Raw genomic sequence first — 16,220 nt, forward strand, 5'->3', positions numbered from 1 at the left:
ATTTGGGCACGCAGCCCGTCTGAATCAATAGTTATCGTAGGCTGCCCGTCCCGCCGATCGGCAGTGATTCTCCGCAAAGAAGCCGTTCATTCATTGCGTAACAAGGCCAGCGGCCGCTGCCGCAATGCTGCCAAAGTTCCGGCCAAACCGAAAGCGAGCGTCAGGACCATCGCGCCGATGGCGACGCCGACGGCGACCGTCGGCAGAAAACTCCACTCCAGCCGCATGAGGCGGCGCACGATGAGCCAGGCGCCCAGCGTTCCCACCCCGAGGGCGGCGACGGCGGTGGCGAGGCCAAGTGCCGCGAACTCCCAGGCGAAGATGCCCGCGATCCTGGCCCGTGTGGCGCCGAGAACCTTCATGACGACCGCTTCGTGGACGCGACGACGCTGTGTCGCCAGCATGGCGCCCGCCAGCACCAGCAGGCCGGCAAGGATGCTGAGCAGCCCGATGACGCGGCTGGCCAACCCGATATTCGCGAGCACCCCGGATGCCGTCTCGATGGCGTCACGGATGCGCACCACCGTGACATTGGGAAAATTGTCGGTCACGGCCCTGAAGATCGCGTCCTCGGCCTCGGGCGTCGACCTGATCGTGGCAAGGAACGTGTGAGGGGCGCGGTCGAGCACACCAGGCGACAGCACGAACACGAAATTGATGGTCAATGTCGTCCATTCGATGCGACGCAGGGAGGCGATACGCGCCTCGATGTCCCGGCCAAGGATGTTGACGGTGATGGTGTCACCGACGCCGAGACCAAACGAGTTGGCCAGGTTGGCGTCGAAGGAGACCAGTTGCGGGCCGCGATAGTCGGGCGCCCACCATCGGCCGGCGACGATCTGGGAACCTTCCGGCGGCGTCGCCGCATAGGTGATGCCGCGGTCGCTCTCGACGGCCCAGCGCGCCTCGGAAGGAACGGCCATCTCGCTCACGGGCTTTCCGCCGATGCGGGTGATACGTCCGCGCAGCGACGGCACCTTGTCGAGCGCGCCCGCACCGGGGATGCCAGCCAGCGCCTTCTCGAATTCCGGCATTTGACTCGACTGGACGTCGACAAAGAAGAAGGCCGGCGCATCCTGCGGGATACGCTGCGTGATCTGTTCGCGCAGATTGCCCTCGACCAACGCCGTGGCCACCAGGACGGTGAGGCCGAGGCCGAGCGACAGCATGACGATCGGCGTTGGCGCTCCGGGCCGGTGCAGGTTGGCGAGCGCCAGCCGAAGGGCGGCGAACCGCGGCTTGCCGGCCCGCGCCGCGGCCGCCATGACCAGCCTCGCCAGAAGCGGAAAGGCGATGAACGCGCCGATCGCCCCCAGCACGAACCAGGCGGCGATCCGCCGGTCCGGGGCGGTCTGCACGGTGAAGCCGGCCAGCACCAGGGCGACGCCGCCGACCACCAGAATGTCGCGCACGGCGAGGCGCTTCCGGTCGACCACGGCGCCGCGCATCAGGGTCGCGGCAGGCACGGCGCGCGCCCGCACGAGCGGGACCAGGGCGAAGAGCAGCGACACCAGCAGGCCGAACGTCGCCGCGATCGCCAGCGGCTTGAAATAGAGCGCCACCCGCGCGCGCACCGGCAGTATGTCGCCGACGAGCCCCTGCGCGAGGAAGGGCAGTGCCGCGCCCGCCGCCACGCCGACGGCGATGCCGACCAGCGCCAGCACGCCGATCTGGACGAGATACGTCGTGAACACCAGGCGCTCCGGGGCACCGAGGCACTTCAGCGTGGCGATCGTGTGAAGGCGCCCGGCGAGGAAGCTGGCGATCGCGTTGCCCACCCCGACGCCGCCAACGAGCAACGACGCGAGCCCGATCAGGCCGATGAACTGCGTCAGCCGATCCAGCCAGAATCGGATGCCGCCGCCGGCTTCCGCCAGGCCGCGCAGGCGCCAGCCGGCATCGGGAAAACGCGTCTTGATGTCCTCGATGACCGCGCGATCCGACGATCCCGGCGGCAGGCGCAGGCGGTACTCCCAGTTCAGCAGGCTGCCAGGCTGGACCAGCTCCGAATCGGCCAGCGCCGCATACGATGTCATGAGGCGCGGGCCGAGGCTCGCGAAGGCGTTCAGGCCGCGATCCGGTTCGCGGGCGATGACCGCGCGCACCTCGACGACGGCCTCGCCGACCTTCACCCGATCGCCGAGCGCGATGTTCATGCGGCGCAATGCCGATTCCTCGACGACGGCGCCCCAAACGCCGCCGCGCTCGGCGAGCGCCTCCGAGAGATGCGTGCCGCCTTGCAGCTCGATCGCGCCGTAAAGCGGATAGATCGGTTCGACCGCCTTCAATTGAACGAGCGTCGTGCGGCCTTCCGGCCGCTCGGGACGGGCCATGGCGCGGGCATCGACCCAGCGCACGAGCTGTCCGCGTCCGCCGAGATAGGCCATCTGTTCGGGGGTGGCCTGCCGATAGAGCAGTGAGATGGCCACGTCGCCGCCCAGGATTTCGCGGGCGTCGGCCCGCAGACCTTCCTCGATGGCACGGCTGAACGACAGGATAGCGGCGATCGCCCCGACCCCGAGGGCAAGACAGGCGAGGAACAGGCGAAAGCCACTCAGTCCGCTGCGCATCTCGCGACGCGCCAGCCGCAGCGCAAGTGTCATTGCGCGGCCATCGCCGCGGACGTCCGCTCGTCGCCGACGACAATGCCGTCGGCGATGCGCAGGATTCGATCGCAGCGCCCGGCCAACGCCATGTCGTGCGTGATCAGGATGAGGGTCGCGCCTTCGGATCGGGCGAGGTCGAACAGCAGATCCATCACCTGCTTGCCGGTCGCGCCGTCGAGGTTGCCCGTCGGCTCGTCGGCCAGCAGCAGCTTGGGCCTGCCGACGAAGGCGCGTGCCACCGCCACTCGCTGCTGCTCACCGCCGGAGAGTTGCGCCGGATAGTGGCCGAGCCGGTGGCCGAGGCCGACACGTTCGAGCGCGCCCTGCGCGAGATCGAAGGCGTCGCCACGGCCGGCGAACTCGAGCGGCAACGCGACGTTCTCGAGCGCCGTCATGGTCGGGATGAGGTGGAAGCCCTGGAACACGATCCCGAGGTGATCGCGCCGCAGCCGGGCTCGCGCGTCGTCGTCCATCGGACCGAGATCCCGGCCCACGACCTCGACGCGGCCCGAGGTCGCCCGCTCGAGCCCGCCTGCGACCATCATCAGGCTCGACTTGCCGGCACCCGACGGGCCAACGACGGCGGCGATCTCGCCGGCGACGATTTCGAGCGACACGCCGCGCAGGATATTGACCGTGCCGGCATCGCTTGCCATGTCGAGGTGAACGTCGCCGAGGCGGACGATGGGCTGAAGGACGGTCAAGCGGACTCCGGAAAGGGCGCGATGAAGCTGAGCAATGGATATGGTGGTTTTGCGGCAGCGGTCAATTCGCTGCTGGTGCTGCTGTTGTGCCTCCTGCCGGTGCATGCACAAAGTGCGCCCGTCAGGATCGCCATGCTGGGAGACAGCCTGACGGCGGGCTACGGCCTGCAGCCGAATCAATCGCTTGCCGCGCGTCTGGAGGCGGCGCTGCGGTCACAGAAGCGTGACGTCGTCGTCCTCAACCATGGTGTCTCCGGCGACACCACCGCGGGCGGCCTCGACCGCGTCGACTGGATGATGGGCGACAAGCCCGACATCGTGCTGGTGGCGCTGGGCGCCAACGATGCTTTGCGCGGCGTCGATCCGGCCGCAGCGGAGCGCAATCTCGACGGCATCGTCAAACGGCTGAAGGAGGCCGGCGCCACGGTCTGGCTGGCGGGCATGCTGGCACCCCGCAACTACGGAGCCGACTACGCCAGGGCGTTCGACGGCATCTACAAGCGGTTGTCGGAGAAGTACGACGTGCCGCTCTATCCCTTCCTGCTCGACGGCGTGGCGCAGGAACCCGCCCTGAACCAGGCCGACGGCATCCATCCCAATGTCAAGGGCGTGGACACGATCGTCGAACGGATGCTCCCGTTCGTCACCAGCAACCTCGACGCCCATGCCACGTCTGTTCGTCGCCCTGCCCGTCCCTGACGAGATTTCCGCTGCTCTCATGACGTTGCAGTCGGGCGTGCCCGACGCACGCTGGGTGCCGGCGGAGAATTTCCACGTCACGCTGTGCTTCGCGGGCGACGTTCAGGGCGTCGTCATGCGCGACCTCGAAGAGGAGCTGGGCGATGTCGCCGGCCCGCGCTTCACGGTAGCGCTCGCCGGCGTCGAGCAGTTCAGCTCGGGCAAGCAACCCAGGGCGCTCGTCGCCCGGGTGGAGAAGAGCGACCGTCTCGACTGGCTGCAACAGAAGGTGTCGACCGTGGCGCGCAACTGCGGCATCGAGGTCGAACGGCGCAAGTTCCGTCCGCATGTCACGCTCGCCCGCTTCCCCAACGGTGCCGAGGCCGGCCATCACCTCGCGCAGTTCATGGCGAGCCACGCCCGGTTCCAGGCGGGGCCCTGGGTCGCCGAGCACTTCTCGCTCTACTCCAGCCGCATCGGTCGCGCCGGTTCGATCTACACCGAAGAGGCGGCCTATACTCTCACCTTCTGAAACATCGATCTAGGCGAAGGTCAGCAGCCGCCTCGGGTTGCGCACCAGGATGCCGTCTATCTCGTCCTCGCTGTAACCGCGCGAGCGCATCATCGGCACGACATTGCGGAAGATATGGCCGTAGCCGTGACCGCCGAAGCTGGTCAGTCGCGTGCGGTAGCAGATGTCGTGGCTAATGACGATGCGGTCGATATGGCCGTGCTCGATCAAGGCCCGGATCAGCCCGAGCCGCGTCGCATCGTTGGGCATGTCGATGTCGGACAGCCCGTAGTAGCTCGCCTCCTGGCCGAACAGGTCGAACTCGATGGTGACGCCCGAATCGGCCAGCCGCAGCAGGCGGGTCTCGTCGAAGATGGTGCGGTCGATATGGCTGATCACCATGCGCTCCGTCGGATGGCTGACGGCACGCGCGAAATCGGCGACCTCCTGCGGCTGGTCGGGATGTCGGCCGGGGTGGACGTTGATCGCCGCCCCGGTCTCCGATGCAGCGATGAAGGCCGCACGCATCACTCGCTTCTCGGTTTCTGTCCATGGCGCCTGGCAGCCGATCTCGCCGATCATGCCGGCGCGCACGTCGGTGCCCCAGGCGCCGTGCAGTATCTGGCCGATCATCTCCTCGGCGAAATCATCGACGGCGCGACCATGGTTGCGCGGATCCTGGTAGTCGTTGACGTAGTAGCCGCAGCCCATGATCAGATGCACGCCGGTGCCCGCGGCAATGCGCTGCAAACCCTTCGGATCGGGCGACAGGCCACCGCAGGTCAGCTCGACGATGGCGTCACCGCCCTCGCTCTTCATCGCCTTCACCTCGCGCGTGGCGATGTCCTCGAGATCGAGCATGTACTTGCGGCCCGCGCGCTTCAGGCCGCGCCCGTAGTTGATCTGCCAGACGTTCTCCAGGGTGATCTCGGGGCCGAGATCGTTGTCGGAGCGCGTGCCGGGCGGACGAATGTCGCACAGCACATGCTCGTGCATCAGGGTGCGGCCGAGCGTGCCGGGCTCGATCGGACCGAGCACCGTCTGGACCTTGCCTCTGAGCTCTTGGCGCGTCGTCGACATTCGGGCGACTATAGCGGCGGTCCATGGGGAGAAAAGCGTGACAGCACCGCTCATCGGCTACGCCGACCGCATCTCGGCTCGCGTCGGCGAAAAAATCGCCTTCAAGGTGTCGAGCGCCGGGCCGGACCCCTTCCAGGCCTCGCTCGTGCGCATCGTGCGCGGCGATCCGAATCCCGGCGGCCCGTCCCGCAAGTTCGTGGACCTCTCCGACGTCTTCCACGGGCGGTTCGCCTCGCGCGTCCAACGCGCGCATCCGGGTTCCTACGGGCTAATCGAAGGTGCCGCTGCGCTCGCCCGCCACGGCGCGCTGTTCGTCGAAGCCCTGATTTGGCCGACGTTGCCGCAGGACGGCCCCCAATCGGTGATCTCTCGCCGCGATGCGGCGAGCGGCGCCGGGTTCTCGCTGGTGCTGACGCCCGACGGCATGACCTTCGAGACCGGGTCGGCGCGGGTGACGGTCGGCAAGCCATTGCGCGCCCACGCCTGGTATCGCGTCTGGGCGAGCGCCGATCCGGCAACCGGGGTCCTGCGCGTCGGACAGCAGCCGCTCAGGCGCGCCCACGCGATCGACGACGAAGGCGAGGTGACGCTAACCGCGCCGGGAATGGCGATCGACGCGGCACGACCGATCCTGATCGCCGCCGAGGAAGCCGCCGATCGTCCGGCGCATCGCTGTTTCAACGGCAAGATCGAAGCACCATCGATCGCCGGCATCGCCGCCTGGGACTTCTCGCGCGGCATCGATTCGATGGAGATCGAGGACACTGGGCCCAACGGCCTGCACGGCAGGCTGGTCAACCTGCCGACACGCGCCATGAAGGGAGCCGCATGGAACGGGAAGGAGCGCGACTGGACCAAGGCGCCGCACCACTACGCCGCCATCCATTTCCACGACGACGACCTGCACGATTGCGGCTGGACCGACGACTTCGCATTCACCGTGCCGAAGGAGCTGCCAAGCGGCGCCTACGGCATGGCGCTCGCCTGCGGGCCGCATCGCGACATCATTCCCTTCTTCGTCCCGCCGCCGCGCGGCGAGGCGACGTCCAAGGTCTGCTACCTCGCTTCGACCTTCACTTATCAGGTCTATTCCAACTTCTCGCGCGGCGTATTCGACGACGCCTTCCGCAGCCGCGTCGCCGACTGGAAGGCATTCCCTCACAATCCCGACGACCACAGGGACTACGGTTTGGCGACCTACAACCACCACCGCGACGGTTCGGGTGTCGCCTATTCCTCGATGCTGCGGCCGCTCCTGACCTGGCGTCCCGACTTCCTCTCGTTCAACGACGCAGCGGGTTCGGGGCTGCGCCACCTGCCGGCCGACACCCATTTGACGGGCTGGCTCGATCGCATGGGCATCGAGTTCGACGTCGTCACCGATCACGATCTCGACGACGAAGGCGCGGCGCTGCTTGCGCCCTACAAGGTCGTCGTGACCGGCTCGCATCCGGAGTACCACACGGCGGCGACGCTCGATGCGCTGCAGACCTACACCGAGACCGGCGGCCGGCTGATGTATCTCGGCGGCAACGGCTTCTACTGGCGCGTCGCGCGCACGCCCAAGGTGCCGGGCGCGATCGAAGTCCGCCGCACCGAAGGCGGCATTCGCACCTGGGCGGCCGAGCCCGGCGAATATTACCACGCCTTCGACGGCGCCTATGGCGGTCTGTGGCGGCGCTCCGACAGGCCGCCCAACCTGCTGGCGGGAATCGGATTCTCCAGCCAGGGCACCTTCGTGGGCGATTCCTACCGAAGGGCGCCGGCGTCGCGCGACAATCGCCACGCCTGGATCTTCGAAGGCGTCAGGGACGAACTGTTCGGCGGCTACGGCTTCTCGGGCGGCGGCGCGGCGGGGTTCGAGCTCGACCGGCTCGACCATCGCCTGGGCAGCCCGCACAACACAGTCGTGCTGGCGACGTCGGAAGGCCATGATCGTCGGAACTTCGTCGTCGTCCACGAGGAGCGGCTGGGCTTCACCACGACGATTCCGGGTGAAACCTTGGAGCAGTTGATCCGCGCCGACATGGTCTATGTCGAGAAGCCCGCGGCGGGCGCCGTATTCTCGGTCGGCTCGATCACCTATTGCGGCAGCCTGCCGCACAACGACTTCGACAACGACGTGTCGCGGCTGACCTTCAACGTGCTCAACCGGCTGGGCGAACTTGGAGCGACATGGCCTTTTCGGCTGCCGGCCTGAGCATCTCGAGCAGGCCGTTGCAACCCGACTCGATCAGGTCGAGGGCCCGCTCGTAGCCCGTGGCCGGCCCGCCGTACGGATCGGCCACTTCCGCGACGCCGATATGGGGCGCGAAGCGCATGAACATCTGCGGCCGATCCATTTTGCCGCGCGGCGCGATCCAGCGCATCGCCGCGAGATGCGTCTTGTCCATGGCGAGCGGAAAGTCGAAGCGGTCGAGATCCTCGTTCGCGAGAAGCCGGGCACGATGGTCGGATATGTCGTAGCCACGCCGCGCGGTGGTCTCGCGCGCGAGCAACGAGGCCGGTTGCCCGACATGCCCGTCGAACGTGCCGGCGGAATCGATGTCGAACACGTCGGCGTAGCCTGCCCGGCGCACCAGCGTGCGAAAGACGCCCTTCGCCATGGGCGAGCGGCAAATGTTCGCCGTGCAGACGAAGAGGACACCGATGGTCATGGTCCGCGAGCCTAGCACAGGGTTAGATTGGGAACATGCACCAGGATTTCTTTCCCGCCGGGATCGTCGTGCTGACCGGCGCCGGCATCTCCAAGGAAAGCGGCATCGACACCTTCCGCGACAAGGACGGGCTGTGGGCGCGCGTCGACCTCGAGGAGGTCGCCACCATCGAGGCGTGGCACCGCGACAAGAAGAAGGTGCTCGACTTCTACAACGACACCCGCCGTGCCTTCCGCGCGGCCCATATCGAGCCGAACGCGGCGCATCGCGCCCTGGCGCGCCTGGAGCGCGAGTACCAGGGCGAGGTCACCATCGTCACCCAGAACATCGACCCGCTGCACGAGATGGCGGGCTCCCGGAAAGTGCTGCATATGCACGGCCGGGACGGCGAGATCCGCTGCATGACGTGCGGCACGGTCAGCGAGTCCGACGCCGACCTGACGCCGCGATCCACCTGCACCAATTGCGGTGCCGTGGGCGAGCTGCGTCCCAACATCGTCTGGTTCGGCGAGATGCCGCAGCACATGGACGAGATCTACCAGATCATCGATCGCTGCGGACTCTTCGTGTCCATCGGCACGTCGGGCAACGTCTATCCCGCCGCGGGTTTCGTGCTGCAGGCGCGCCGCCGCGCTCGCGCCCATACAGTCGAGCTCAATCTCGAACCGACCGACAACGAGCCGCTATTCCAGGAACGCATCTACGGTCCCGCCACGCAGGTCGTGCCGCCGTTCGTTGCGCGCTTGCTCGAGCAGGGCTGGAGGCAATAGGAGAAAGCATGCCCGACATGTCGACGCTCGCGCCCCACGGCGCACACCATATCGCCCCGGACATCCACGGCCGGAACTTCTACGCCATCGACCGCCAGTTCCAGGACCTGCTGTCGCTCTACATGGATCCCGCCCTGCTGAGGCAAATGGCGCCCCACTTCGAGCGCATGGGCGAACTGGCCGGCAACCGGCTCGACGAGCTCGCCTTCATCGCCGACCGCCATCCGCCCGTCCTGCATCCGCGCGACCGCTTCGGCCGCGACGAGGATTGGATCGAATACCACCCGGCCTATCGCGAGATGGAGAAGGTCGCCTTCTGCGACTTCGGCATGCACGTCATGAGCCACCGTCCGGGCGTGCTCGGCATGACCGAAACCGCCCATCCGCTCGTGAAATACGGTTTCACCTATTTGCTGGTGCAGGCCGAGTTTGGCCTGATGTGCCCGGTGTCGGTCAGCGACACCTCCAACTACGTCATCAAGCGCTTCGGCTCCGAGGCACTCAAGAAGCTGCTGCTCGACCGCCTGCTATCGACCGATCCGGCGACCATGCTCAAGGGCACGCAGTTCATGACCGAAAAGGCCGGCGGCTCGGACGTCGGTGCCATCGAGACCGAGGCCGAGAGGATCGGGGTCGGCGCCGACGGCGTCGAGCGCTGGAAGCTCCATGGCCAGAAGTGGTTCTGCAGTCACGCCGATGCCGATGTCGCGGTTTTGCTCGCCCGGCCACGCGGCGCGGCGCCGGGAACGCAGGGGCTCGGCATGTTCGCCATGCCGCGCCGGCTCGAGGACGGCTCGCGCAACGCCTATCGGATCGTCCGGCTCAAGGACAAACTCGGCACGCGCTCGATGGCCTCGGGCGAGATCGTCCTCGACGGCGCGGTCGCCTACCTGGTGGGCGACGCGGAGCGCGGCTTCAAGCAGATGATGGAGCAGGTCAACCTGTCACGGCTGAGCCACGGCGTGCGCGCCGCCTCGATGATGCGGCGCTGCCTCAATGAGGCGATGGCCGCCGCCCGCGGCCGCACGGCCTTCGGCAAGGCGATCGGCGAATACCCGCTGCTGCGCCGGCAATTGATGAAGATCATGCTGCCGACCGAGCAGGCGCTCTCCATGTACGCCTTCTCGGCCGACGCCATGGCCAAGGCAAACAAAGGAGACAAGGATGCCGCCAACTTGCTGCGCATCCTCACGCCGGTCTACAAGTTCCGGGCCTGTCGCGACAACATCCCCGCCGCCAGTCAGGCGCTCGAGGTCCGCGGCGGCCTTGGCTACATCGAGGAATGGGCGACGGCACGCCTGGTGCGCGATGCGCAGATCGGCACGCTGTGGGAGGGCACCTCCAACATCAATGCGCTCGACGTCGTGCAACGGGCCGTCGGCAAGTCGGGCGGCCACAAGACGCTCACCTCGGCGCTCAAGGCGAAGTACGAGCCGAGCGGCAGCCTGCCTGGACAATACAAGGGCCTGCTCGGCGCGACACTCGAGCGCGTCGAGCGCTTCGTCGAGGCGGTTGCCGCCGATCCACGGCACGAGAAGCGCTCGCGGATGGCGGCCGGCGCACTCTACCACGCCGCCACGGCAGCGTTGCTCGCTTGGGAGGGCTCGACCCTTGGCGCCACGGGAGGCGACGCGCGACGCCTGCTGTTGTCGCGCATGGTCATCGAGCATCGCCTGGCGCCGCAGGACCCGCTGTCGCTCGGCGAGTCCTCCTGGGAGCAGGAGGCGATGGACCTGTTGCTCAGCGACGCACCCGTGCCGCTTTCGAAGGCGACGGCGCTGCTCTCCTGAGCACCTCGTCGGTGTGTTCACCGAGCAGCGGCTCGCGGTAGAGCGGCCGCGACGGCTCGTCCCTGAACCGTACGGCGGGCGCGAAATGCAGGCGACCGTCGCCGTCCTCCACCATGAAGCCGCGCTTCTTGAGGTTCGCATCGGCGATGGCTTCGGGCAGCGTGTTCACTGGCCCATAGCAGATGTCGAGCGTCGCCAGCCATTCCATCCAATGCGCCAGCGGCTTGGCCTTGAACGTTGCTTCCAGGAATTCCATGACCGGCTTCTGGTGCGCGCCGGGCCATTCGCAGAGCGGCGCCATGTCGGGCTTGCCCAGCGCCGTGAGCAGGTTCTTGATGAACTTCATCTCCTGCCCGGCGAGCACGAGCTGGCGGCCGTCGGAGGTATCGTAGACACGATAGAAGGCCGAGCCGCCGGTCGTGCGCTGCTGCTTGACGTCAGGATGCTTGTTCTCGGCGAAGGCGCTGCCGACGACGTTGGCGCACGACGCCATCAGCGCCTCGTGCATGGAGATGTCGATATAATCGCCCTTGCCTGTGGCCGTGCGGCGCAGCAGCGCCATGAGCACACCCGACAAACCGTGCAGGCCGCTCACCAGGTCGGCGACGGGAATGCCGGGAATCGCCGGCCGTCCGTCGTCACCGAGTGTGAGGCTCAGCACGCCGGTCATGGCTTCGAGCGCCAGATCGTGCGCGGCGCGGCCGGGATAGGCGCCGTCCTGGCCGAAGGCCGAGATCGAGCAGTAGACGATGCCGGGATTCGCAGTCTTCACCGCCTCGTAGCCGATGCCGAAGCGCACGGCGACGCCCGGGCGGAACGACTCGACCAGCACGTCCGCTTCGCACGCCAGACGGAAGAGATCGGCGCGGCCCCGCTCGCTCTTGAGGTCGAGTACGACGCTCTTCTTGCCGCGGCCCATGTTGCGGAAGAACACCGACGTGCGCTCGTCCGGCGGACGGATGTGGCGGCCGGGATCGCCCTCGCCGGGCGGCTCGACCTTGATCACCTCCGCGCCATGGTCGGCCAATGCCGTGGTCAGGTACGGTCCCGGCAGGAACCAGGAAAGGTCGACGACCTTGATGCCTTCGAGTTTCATGTCGATTTGTCCAGATAGGTCTCGTTGTCGGCGCCGAGCGGCGAGCAGGCGGATTGCGACAGCCGCGCGCCGTCGACCCGGATCGGATTAGCGATCACGCGCAAGGCACCCCTCGCCGGATGCGGCACCGACGACACCATGCCCGTGTTCCTCGGAAAGGCGCCGTCGAGCGCCTGGTCGAGGCGGTGGACCGGTGCGGCCGGCAACAGGCCGTTGAACGCCGCGAGCCACTCGCCGGTCGTGCGCGCGCGGAAGCTTGGGTCGAGCATGTCGGTCAACTCGGCGCGATTGCGCGCCCGCGTGTTGGGATCGGCAAAGCGCGGATCGTCCAGCAGATCCCTTCGGTCCATCGCCTCGACCAGCGACAGCCAGAACTTCTGGGTCATGCACATGACGAAGATCCAGCCGTCCCGGGTCGGAAACGTCTGCACGGGCGCCAGCGAAAGATGTGCGCTGCGCGGCACGCGCGGCGAGACGTCGCCTTCGTTGAGATACCACACGCCGGGATAGGTGAGCTGGTGCATGGCGACGTCGAACAGGCAGGTCTCGACGTCGCCGCCCCGCCCCGTGGTGCGCGCGCGCAGCAGGCAGGCGAGCAGGCCGACGACACCGGTGAGGCCGCTCATGCTGTCGATCAGCGACACGCCCACGCGTGTCGGCGGTCCCTCCGGATCGCCGGTCAGCTCCATCAGGCCGGCCTCGGCCTGCATCAGGAAGTCGTAGCCCGGCCAGTCGGCGCGCTCGCCGGCGCGGCCGTAGGCCGAGATGTGCAGGCAGACAATCGACGGCTTCAGAGGCGCGAGGCTCGCATAGTCGATGCCGAGCTTGGCCGGCTGGGTGCCACGCAGATTGTTGACCACGCAGTCCGCCGTCTTCGCCAGCACCTCGAACTGCCGGCGCCCTTCCGCTGTCTTGAGGTCGATGGTCACGCTCTTCTTTCCGAGGTTCCAGGCCTGGAAATACTCGCTGTCATTGGCACCGAGCTTGTAGGGCCCGACGTGGCGCGAGGGATCGCCGTCGGGCGGCTCGACCTTGATCACCTCGGCGCCGAGCTCGGCCAGGAACATCGTGCCGTAAGGTCCCGCGCCGAACTGCTCGAGCGTCAGAACACGTATCCCGGCGAGCGGCTTTCCGTTCATATGACGGCGTTCCGCCGCGCCCACTGGCGGGCGATGATCAGGCGCTGCATCTCGTTGGTGCCCTCCCCGATGCAGGTCAGAGGCGCGTCGCGGTAGAGCCGCTCGATGTCGTATTCCTTGGAGTAGCCGTAGGCGCCGTGGATGCGCATCGATTCGGTGCTGTTCTCCAGCGCCGCCTCCGAGGCGAAGTATTTCGCCATGCCGGCTTCCATGTCACAGCGCTCGCCGCGGTCGAACGCACCCGCCGCGTCGAGTGTCAGCAGTCGAGCGGCGCGGGCACGCGTCGCCATCTCACCGATCTTCAACGCGATGGCCTGGTGCTCGATGATCGGCTTGCCGAAGGTCTTGCGCAGTTGCGCGTAGCTGGTGGCGAGCCTGAGCGCCCCCTCGGCGATGCCGACGCCGCGCGCCGCCACGTTGATTCGTCCCAGCTCGAGACCGCCGGCAACCTGGGTGAAGCCTCGACCCTCGACCTCGCCGATCAGATGGTCGGCCGGGATCTCGTAGTCCTCGAAGATCAACTCGCCCGAATCGATCGACTTGTAGCCGAGCTTCTCCAGCTTGCGGCCGACCCGGAAGCCCGGTCCCTTGGGCGCGATGAACAGGCTCATGCCGGAGTAGCGCGGACTGGCCTCCGGATTGGTCTTCACGAGAAGTGCAAAGCACGATCCCTCGACGCCATTGCTGATCCAGGTCTTGGTGCCGTTGATGACGTAGTGGTCGCCCCGCCGGCGTGCCGTCATGCGGATCGCCTGCAGATCCGTCCCCGCATCCGGTTCGGTCAAGGCGAGCCCACCCCGCACCTCGCCCGAGGCGAACTTCGGCAGCCAGTGCCGCTTCTGCGGTTCGGTGCCGAACTTTTCGACCGCCAGCGCCAGCATCAGATGGGAGTTGAAGATGCCGGTGATCGCCATCCAGACCGAAGAGATCCGCATGACGATCTCGGCGTAGGTGGTGGCCGGCAGGCCGAGCCCGCCATGCTCCGGCGACACGGTCGCGCCGAACAGGCCGAGCTCCTTCATCTGCTCGACGATCTCGGCGGGCCATCTGTCGGCGTGGTCGAATTCCTTGACCCGGGGCGCCACCTCGCGCTCGATCCAGCGGTCGATGGTCGCGAACAGCTGCGCCTCGTCGGCCGCGTCGATCTTGTGCATTTGTTCCTCCGCGCTGTGGCGACACCGTGAAAAGACGCCCGCGGCGAGTCAATGCTATCGTGCCGCACCGTGACCGCCGCGACGAAGACGAGGAGCAACCCGCGCAGCCATCTCGTGCCCGACCTGCTGGCGCCGGGCCTCGACCTGGTGTTCTGTGGGACCGCTCCGAGCCCGGCGTCCTATCGGGCGCGCGCCTACTACGCCAACCCGGGCAACGCGTTCTGGGCGACGCTCCATGCCGTGGGCCTCACGCCCGAGAAGCTGGCGCCCGGGCGCTATCCCGAGCTGCTGACTTGGGGCATCGGCCTCACCGACCTGAACAAGACCGAGTACGGCTCGGATCACGAACTGAGCCCGCAGGCGATGGACGCCCGGGCGCTGCGCCGCAAGCTGCGCAGGTACAGGCCGGCGGCGGTCGCCTTCACCAGCAAGCACGCCGCCTGTCTCGGCCTCGGCGCCAGATTCGTGGAATACGGCCGACAGCCGGAACAGCTGGAGGGCGCGGCCGTCTTCGTGCTCGCCTCGCCGTCGGGCCGTGCGCGCTCGTTCTGGACGCTTGCGCCCTGGCGGGCAGCGGCGGATTTCGTCGCCGAAAGACGCAGGCTGCGCGAACGCGCGGCCTAGTACGGATCAGGCGCCGGGCTGGACGCGACGCGATTCTTCTTCCGCCTTCGCCTCGATCGCCTCCATGTCGTCGTCGCTCAGGCCGAAATGATGGCCGATCTCGTGGATCAGCACGTGCCGGATGATGTGCGGCAAGTCCTCGTCCGATTCGCACCAGTAGTCGAGGATCGGTCGGCGATAGAGGAAGATGCGATCGATGTCGTTGGCGATGTGGCTCGCTCCGCGCTCCATCATCGACACGCCCTGATAGAGGCCGAGCAGATCGAACGGCGAGTCGAGTTCCATCGCCTTCTCGATCTCGTCCGACGGGAAGTCGTCGACCTGGATGCGCACATTGCCGACATGCCGGCGGAACTCCTCGGGGATCGTCGCGAGCGCCTCGGCGGCGATCGCTTCGATGTCCTCCAGGGTCGGCGCGACGCCGAAGCAGGGCGTGCGCCGCGGATTGGTGAAGACCGGCATGACTCCCCCCATATAGGAGCCCGGCGCGCTCGCCAAGGGCCTGTCGATGACCGACTGTTCATCGATTGCCGCGAAAGGTCTAGTCTCCATATCCCACAGCGACGAAGGAGGGATCGATGACCGCCAGGCTCACCGGCGCGGCGCGCAACGACGCGCTCGCCACGTTGAACGGCTGGAACGAAGTCGCCGGCCGCGACGCCATCCAGAAGAGCTTCAAGTTCGCCGACTTCAGTCAGGCCTGGAGCTTCATGACGCGCGTGGCTCTCGCCGCCGAGAAGGCCGACCACCATCCCGAATGGTTCAATGTCTACAACCGGGTCGACATCGTGCTCAGCACGCACGACGCGGGCGGGCTCAGCGAGAAGGACATCTCGCTGGCCCGCTTCGTCGATTCCGTGGCGTGATGCCGAACGTCACTGCTTGGCCTTCGCCTTGCCCTTCTCTTCGGCCTTGGCGAGTTCGGCAGCCTCCGGCGAATCGATGGCCCGCTCGGCCTCCCGCGCGGCCTTGTCGACCTTGCCCTTCTCCAGGAACTTCTCCGTCCGGGTGTTGTAGTCGCGGGTCGCGCTGTAGCTGCCTTCGCCTTCGACTCCGGTGCCGGGCTTCTTGTCCTGCATGCGATGCTCCTCGGCTTGTTGCGCAGGGTTAACGCGCGACGGCGGCCGAGGTTACGCGCGTCCGCCGCTCGCGGGCGGGGCCGCGATTCACTTCTGCAGATAGGGTTCCACCTTGCCCGTCAGCTTGATGGTGAGCGGATTGCCGCGCCGGTCGACCGTCTTGCCGACAGCGACGCGAATCCAACCCTCGCTCACGCAATATTCCTCGACGTTGGTCTTTTCCTGGCCATCGAACCTGATGCCGACGCCGCGCGAGAGCAGCGCCTCGTCGTAATAGGGGCTTTTGGGGTTCGTCGACAGGCGATCGGGCAAGGTGGTTTCGGTCATGCCCG

At 67.3% G+C, this 16,220-nt stretch carries 17 protein-coding genes; 7 read left to right on the top strand and 10 right to left on the bottom strand.

What is annotated here, in order from left to right:
- Positions 1 to 86 precede the first annotated feature (86 nt).
- Both KIT25_20145 and KIT25_20150 read right to left on the bottom strand, forming a co-directional pair.
- Entirely contained in the window at positions 87 to 2,603 is a 2,517-nt protein-coding gene (locus KIT25_20145; GenBank protein ID UYN94323.1) for an ABC transporter permease, read from the bottom strand.
- Positions 2,600 to 3,262, bottom strand: coding sequence for an ABC transporter ATP-binding protein (locus tag KIT25_20150; GenBank protein ID UYN98000.1), 663 nt, complete (start codon positions 3,260 to 3,262; stop codon positions 2,600 to 2,602). Before KIT25_20150 ends, KIT25_20145 begins: the two co-directional genes overlap by 4 nt.
- A 69-nt stretch (positions 3,263 to 3,331) precedes the next feature.
- On the opposite strand from KIT25_20150, the gene KIT25_20155 reads away from it, so the two are divergent.
- Both KIT25_20155 and thpR read left to right on the top strand, forming a co-directional pair.
- Positions 3,332 to 4,009 (top strand): arylesterase, encoded by a 678-nt coding sequence (locus KIT25_20155; GenBank protein UYN94324.1) that lies wholly within the window; start codon positions 3,332 to 3,334, stop codon positions 4,007 to 4,009.
- On the top strand, positions 3,975 to 4,520 hold the full coding sequence (gene thpR, locus KIT25_20160; protein ID UYN94325.1) for an RNA 2',3'-cyclic phosphodiesterase: 546 nt from the start codon (positions 3,975 to 3,977) through the stop codon (positions 4,518 to 4,520). Before KIT25_20155 ends, thpR begins: the two co-directional genes overlap by 35 nt.
- 9 nt (positions 4,521 to 4,529) lie before the next feature.
- Here the strand turns inward: thpR and KIT25_20165 are convergent, their stop codons facing one another.
- Positions 4,530 to 5,579: a hypothetical protein gene (locus KIT25_20165; GenBank protein UYN94326.1), complete on the bottom strand. Its 1,050-nt coding sequence runs from the start codon at positions 5,577 to 5,579 to the stop codon at positions 4,530 to 4,532.
- Positions 5,580 to 5,616: 37 nt separating this feature from the next.
- Here KIT25_20165 and KIT25_20170 point away from each other — a divergent pair, with 37 nt between their 5' ends.
- Positions 5,617 to 7,779, top strand: a complete 2,163-nt coding sequence (locus KIT25_20170; GenBank protein UYN94327.1) for a N,N-dimethylformamidase large subunit — start codon at positions 5,617 to 5,619, stop codon at positions 7,777 to 7,779.
- Here KIT25_20170 and KIT25_20175 read toward each other — a convergent pair.
- Positions 7,727 to 8,236 carry a low molecular weight phosphotyrosine protein phosphatase gene (locus KIT25_20175; GenBank protein UYN94328.1) on the bottom strand — a complete coding sequence of 170 codons (510 nt, stop codon included), beginning with the start codon at positions 8,234 to 8,236 and terminating at the stop codon, positions 7,727 to 7,729. The two genes, KIT25_20170 and KIT25_20175, sit on opposite strands and share 53 nt — an antisense overlap.
- Before the next feature lie 35 nt (positions 8,237 to 8,271).
- Here KIT25_20175 and KIT25_20180 point away from each other — a divergent pair, with 35 nt between their 5' ends.
- Both KIT25_20180 and KIT25_20185 read left to right on the top strand, forming a co-directional pair.
- Entirely contained in the window at positions 8,272 to 9,006 is a 735-nt protein-coding gene (locus KIT25_20180; protein UYN94329.1) for an NAD-dependent deacylase, read from the top strand.
- Positions 9,007 to 9,023: 17 nt separating this feature from the next.
- Entirely contained in the window at positions 9,024 to 10,796 is a 1,773-nt protein-coding gene (locus KIT25_20185) for an acyl-CoA dehydrogenase family protein (protein UYN98001.1), read from the top strand.
- Here the strand turns inward: KIT25_20185 and KIT25_20190 are convergent.
- Genes KIT25_20190 through KIT25_20200 form a run of 3 tightly spaced genes read right to left on the bottom strand, consistent with a single transcriptional unit; the run spans position 10,747 to position 14,185 of the window.
- On the bottom strand, positions 10,747 to 11,892 hold the full coding sequence (locus KIT25_20190; protein UYN94330.1) for a CoA transferase: 1,146 nt from the start codon (positions 11,890 to 11,892) through the stop codon (positions 10,747 to 10,749). The genes KIT25_20185 and KIT25_20190 overlap by 50 nt on opposite strands.
- Positions 11,889 to 13,031 carry a CoA transferase gene (locus KIT25_20195; protein ID UYN94331.1) on the bottom strand — a complete coding sequence of 381 codons (1,143 nt, stop codon included), beginning with the start codon at positions 13,029 to 13,031 and terminating at the stop codon, positions 11,889 to 11,891. The genes KIT25_20190 and KIT25_20195 overlap by 4 nt, the downstream gene beginning before the upstream one ends.
- Positions 13,028 to 14,185 carry an acyl-CoA dehydrogenase family protein gene (locus KIT25_20200; GenBank protein ID UYN94332.1) on the bottom strand — a complete coding sequence of 386 codons (1,158 nt, stop codon included), beginning with the start codon at positions 14,183 to 14,185 and terminating at the stop codon, positions 13,028 to 13,030. The genes KIT25_20195 and KIT25_20200 overlap by 4 nt, the downstream gene beginning before the upstream one ends.
- Positions 14,186 to 14,236: 51 nt before the next feature.
- Here KIT25_20200 and KIT25_20205 point away from each other — a divergent pair, with 51 nt between their 5' ends.
- Positions 14,237 to 14,809 (top strand): mismatch-specific DNA-glycosylase, encoded by a 573-nt coding sequence (locus tag KIT25_20205; GenBank protein UYN94333.1) that lies wholly within the window; start codon positions 14,237 to 14,239, stop codon positions 14,807 to 14,809.
- Positions 14,810 to 14,815: 6 nt separating this feature from the next.
- Here KIT25_20205 and KIT25_20210 read toward each other — a convergent pair whose 3' ends face one another.
- Positions 14,816 to 15,271, bottom strand: a complete 456-nt coding sequence (locus tag KIT25_20210) for a metallopeptidase family protein (GenBank protein UYN94334.1) — start codon at positions 15,269 to 15,271, stop codon at positions 14,816 to 14,818.
- Positions 15,272 to 15,387: 116 nt separating this feature from the next.
- On the opposite strand from KIT25_20210, the gene KIT25_20215 reads away from it, so the two are divergent.
- Entirely contained in the window at positions 15,388 to 15,675 is a 288-nt protein-coding gene (locus KIT25_20215) for a 4a-hydroxytetrahydrobiopterin dehydratase (protein ID UYN94335.1), read from the top strand.
- 9 nt (positions 15,676 to 15,684) lie between these two features.
- Here the strand turns inward: KIT25_20215 and KIT25_20220 are convergent, their stop codons facing one another.
- A complete protein-coding gene (locus tag KIT25_20220) occupies positions 15,685 to 15,888 on the bottom strand; it encodes a hypothetical protein (GenBank protein UYN94336.1) in 204 nt (67 codons plus the stop codon).
- Between the two features lie 87 nt (positions 15,889 to 15,975).
- On the bottom strand, positions 15,976 to 16,215 hold the full coding sequence (locus KIT25_20225; protein UYN94337.1) for a DUF3297 family protein: 240 nt from the start codon (positions 16,213 to 16,215) through the stop codon (positions 15,976 to 15,978).
- Positions 16,216 to 16,220: the final 5 nt, after the last annotated feature.

The organism is Enhydrobacter sp. (genome assembly GCA_025808875.1).
Lineage (GTDB): Bacteria > Pseudomonadota > Alphaproteobacteria > Reyranellales > Reyranellaceae > Reyranella.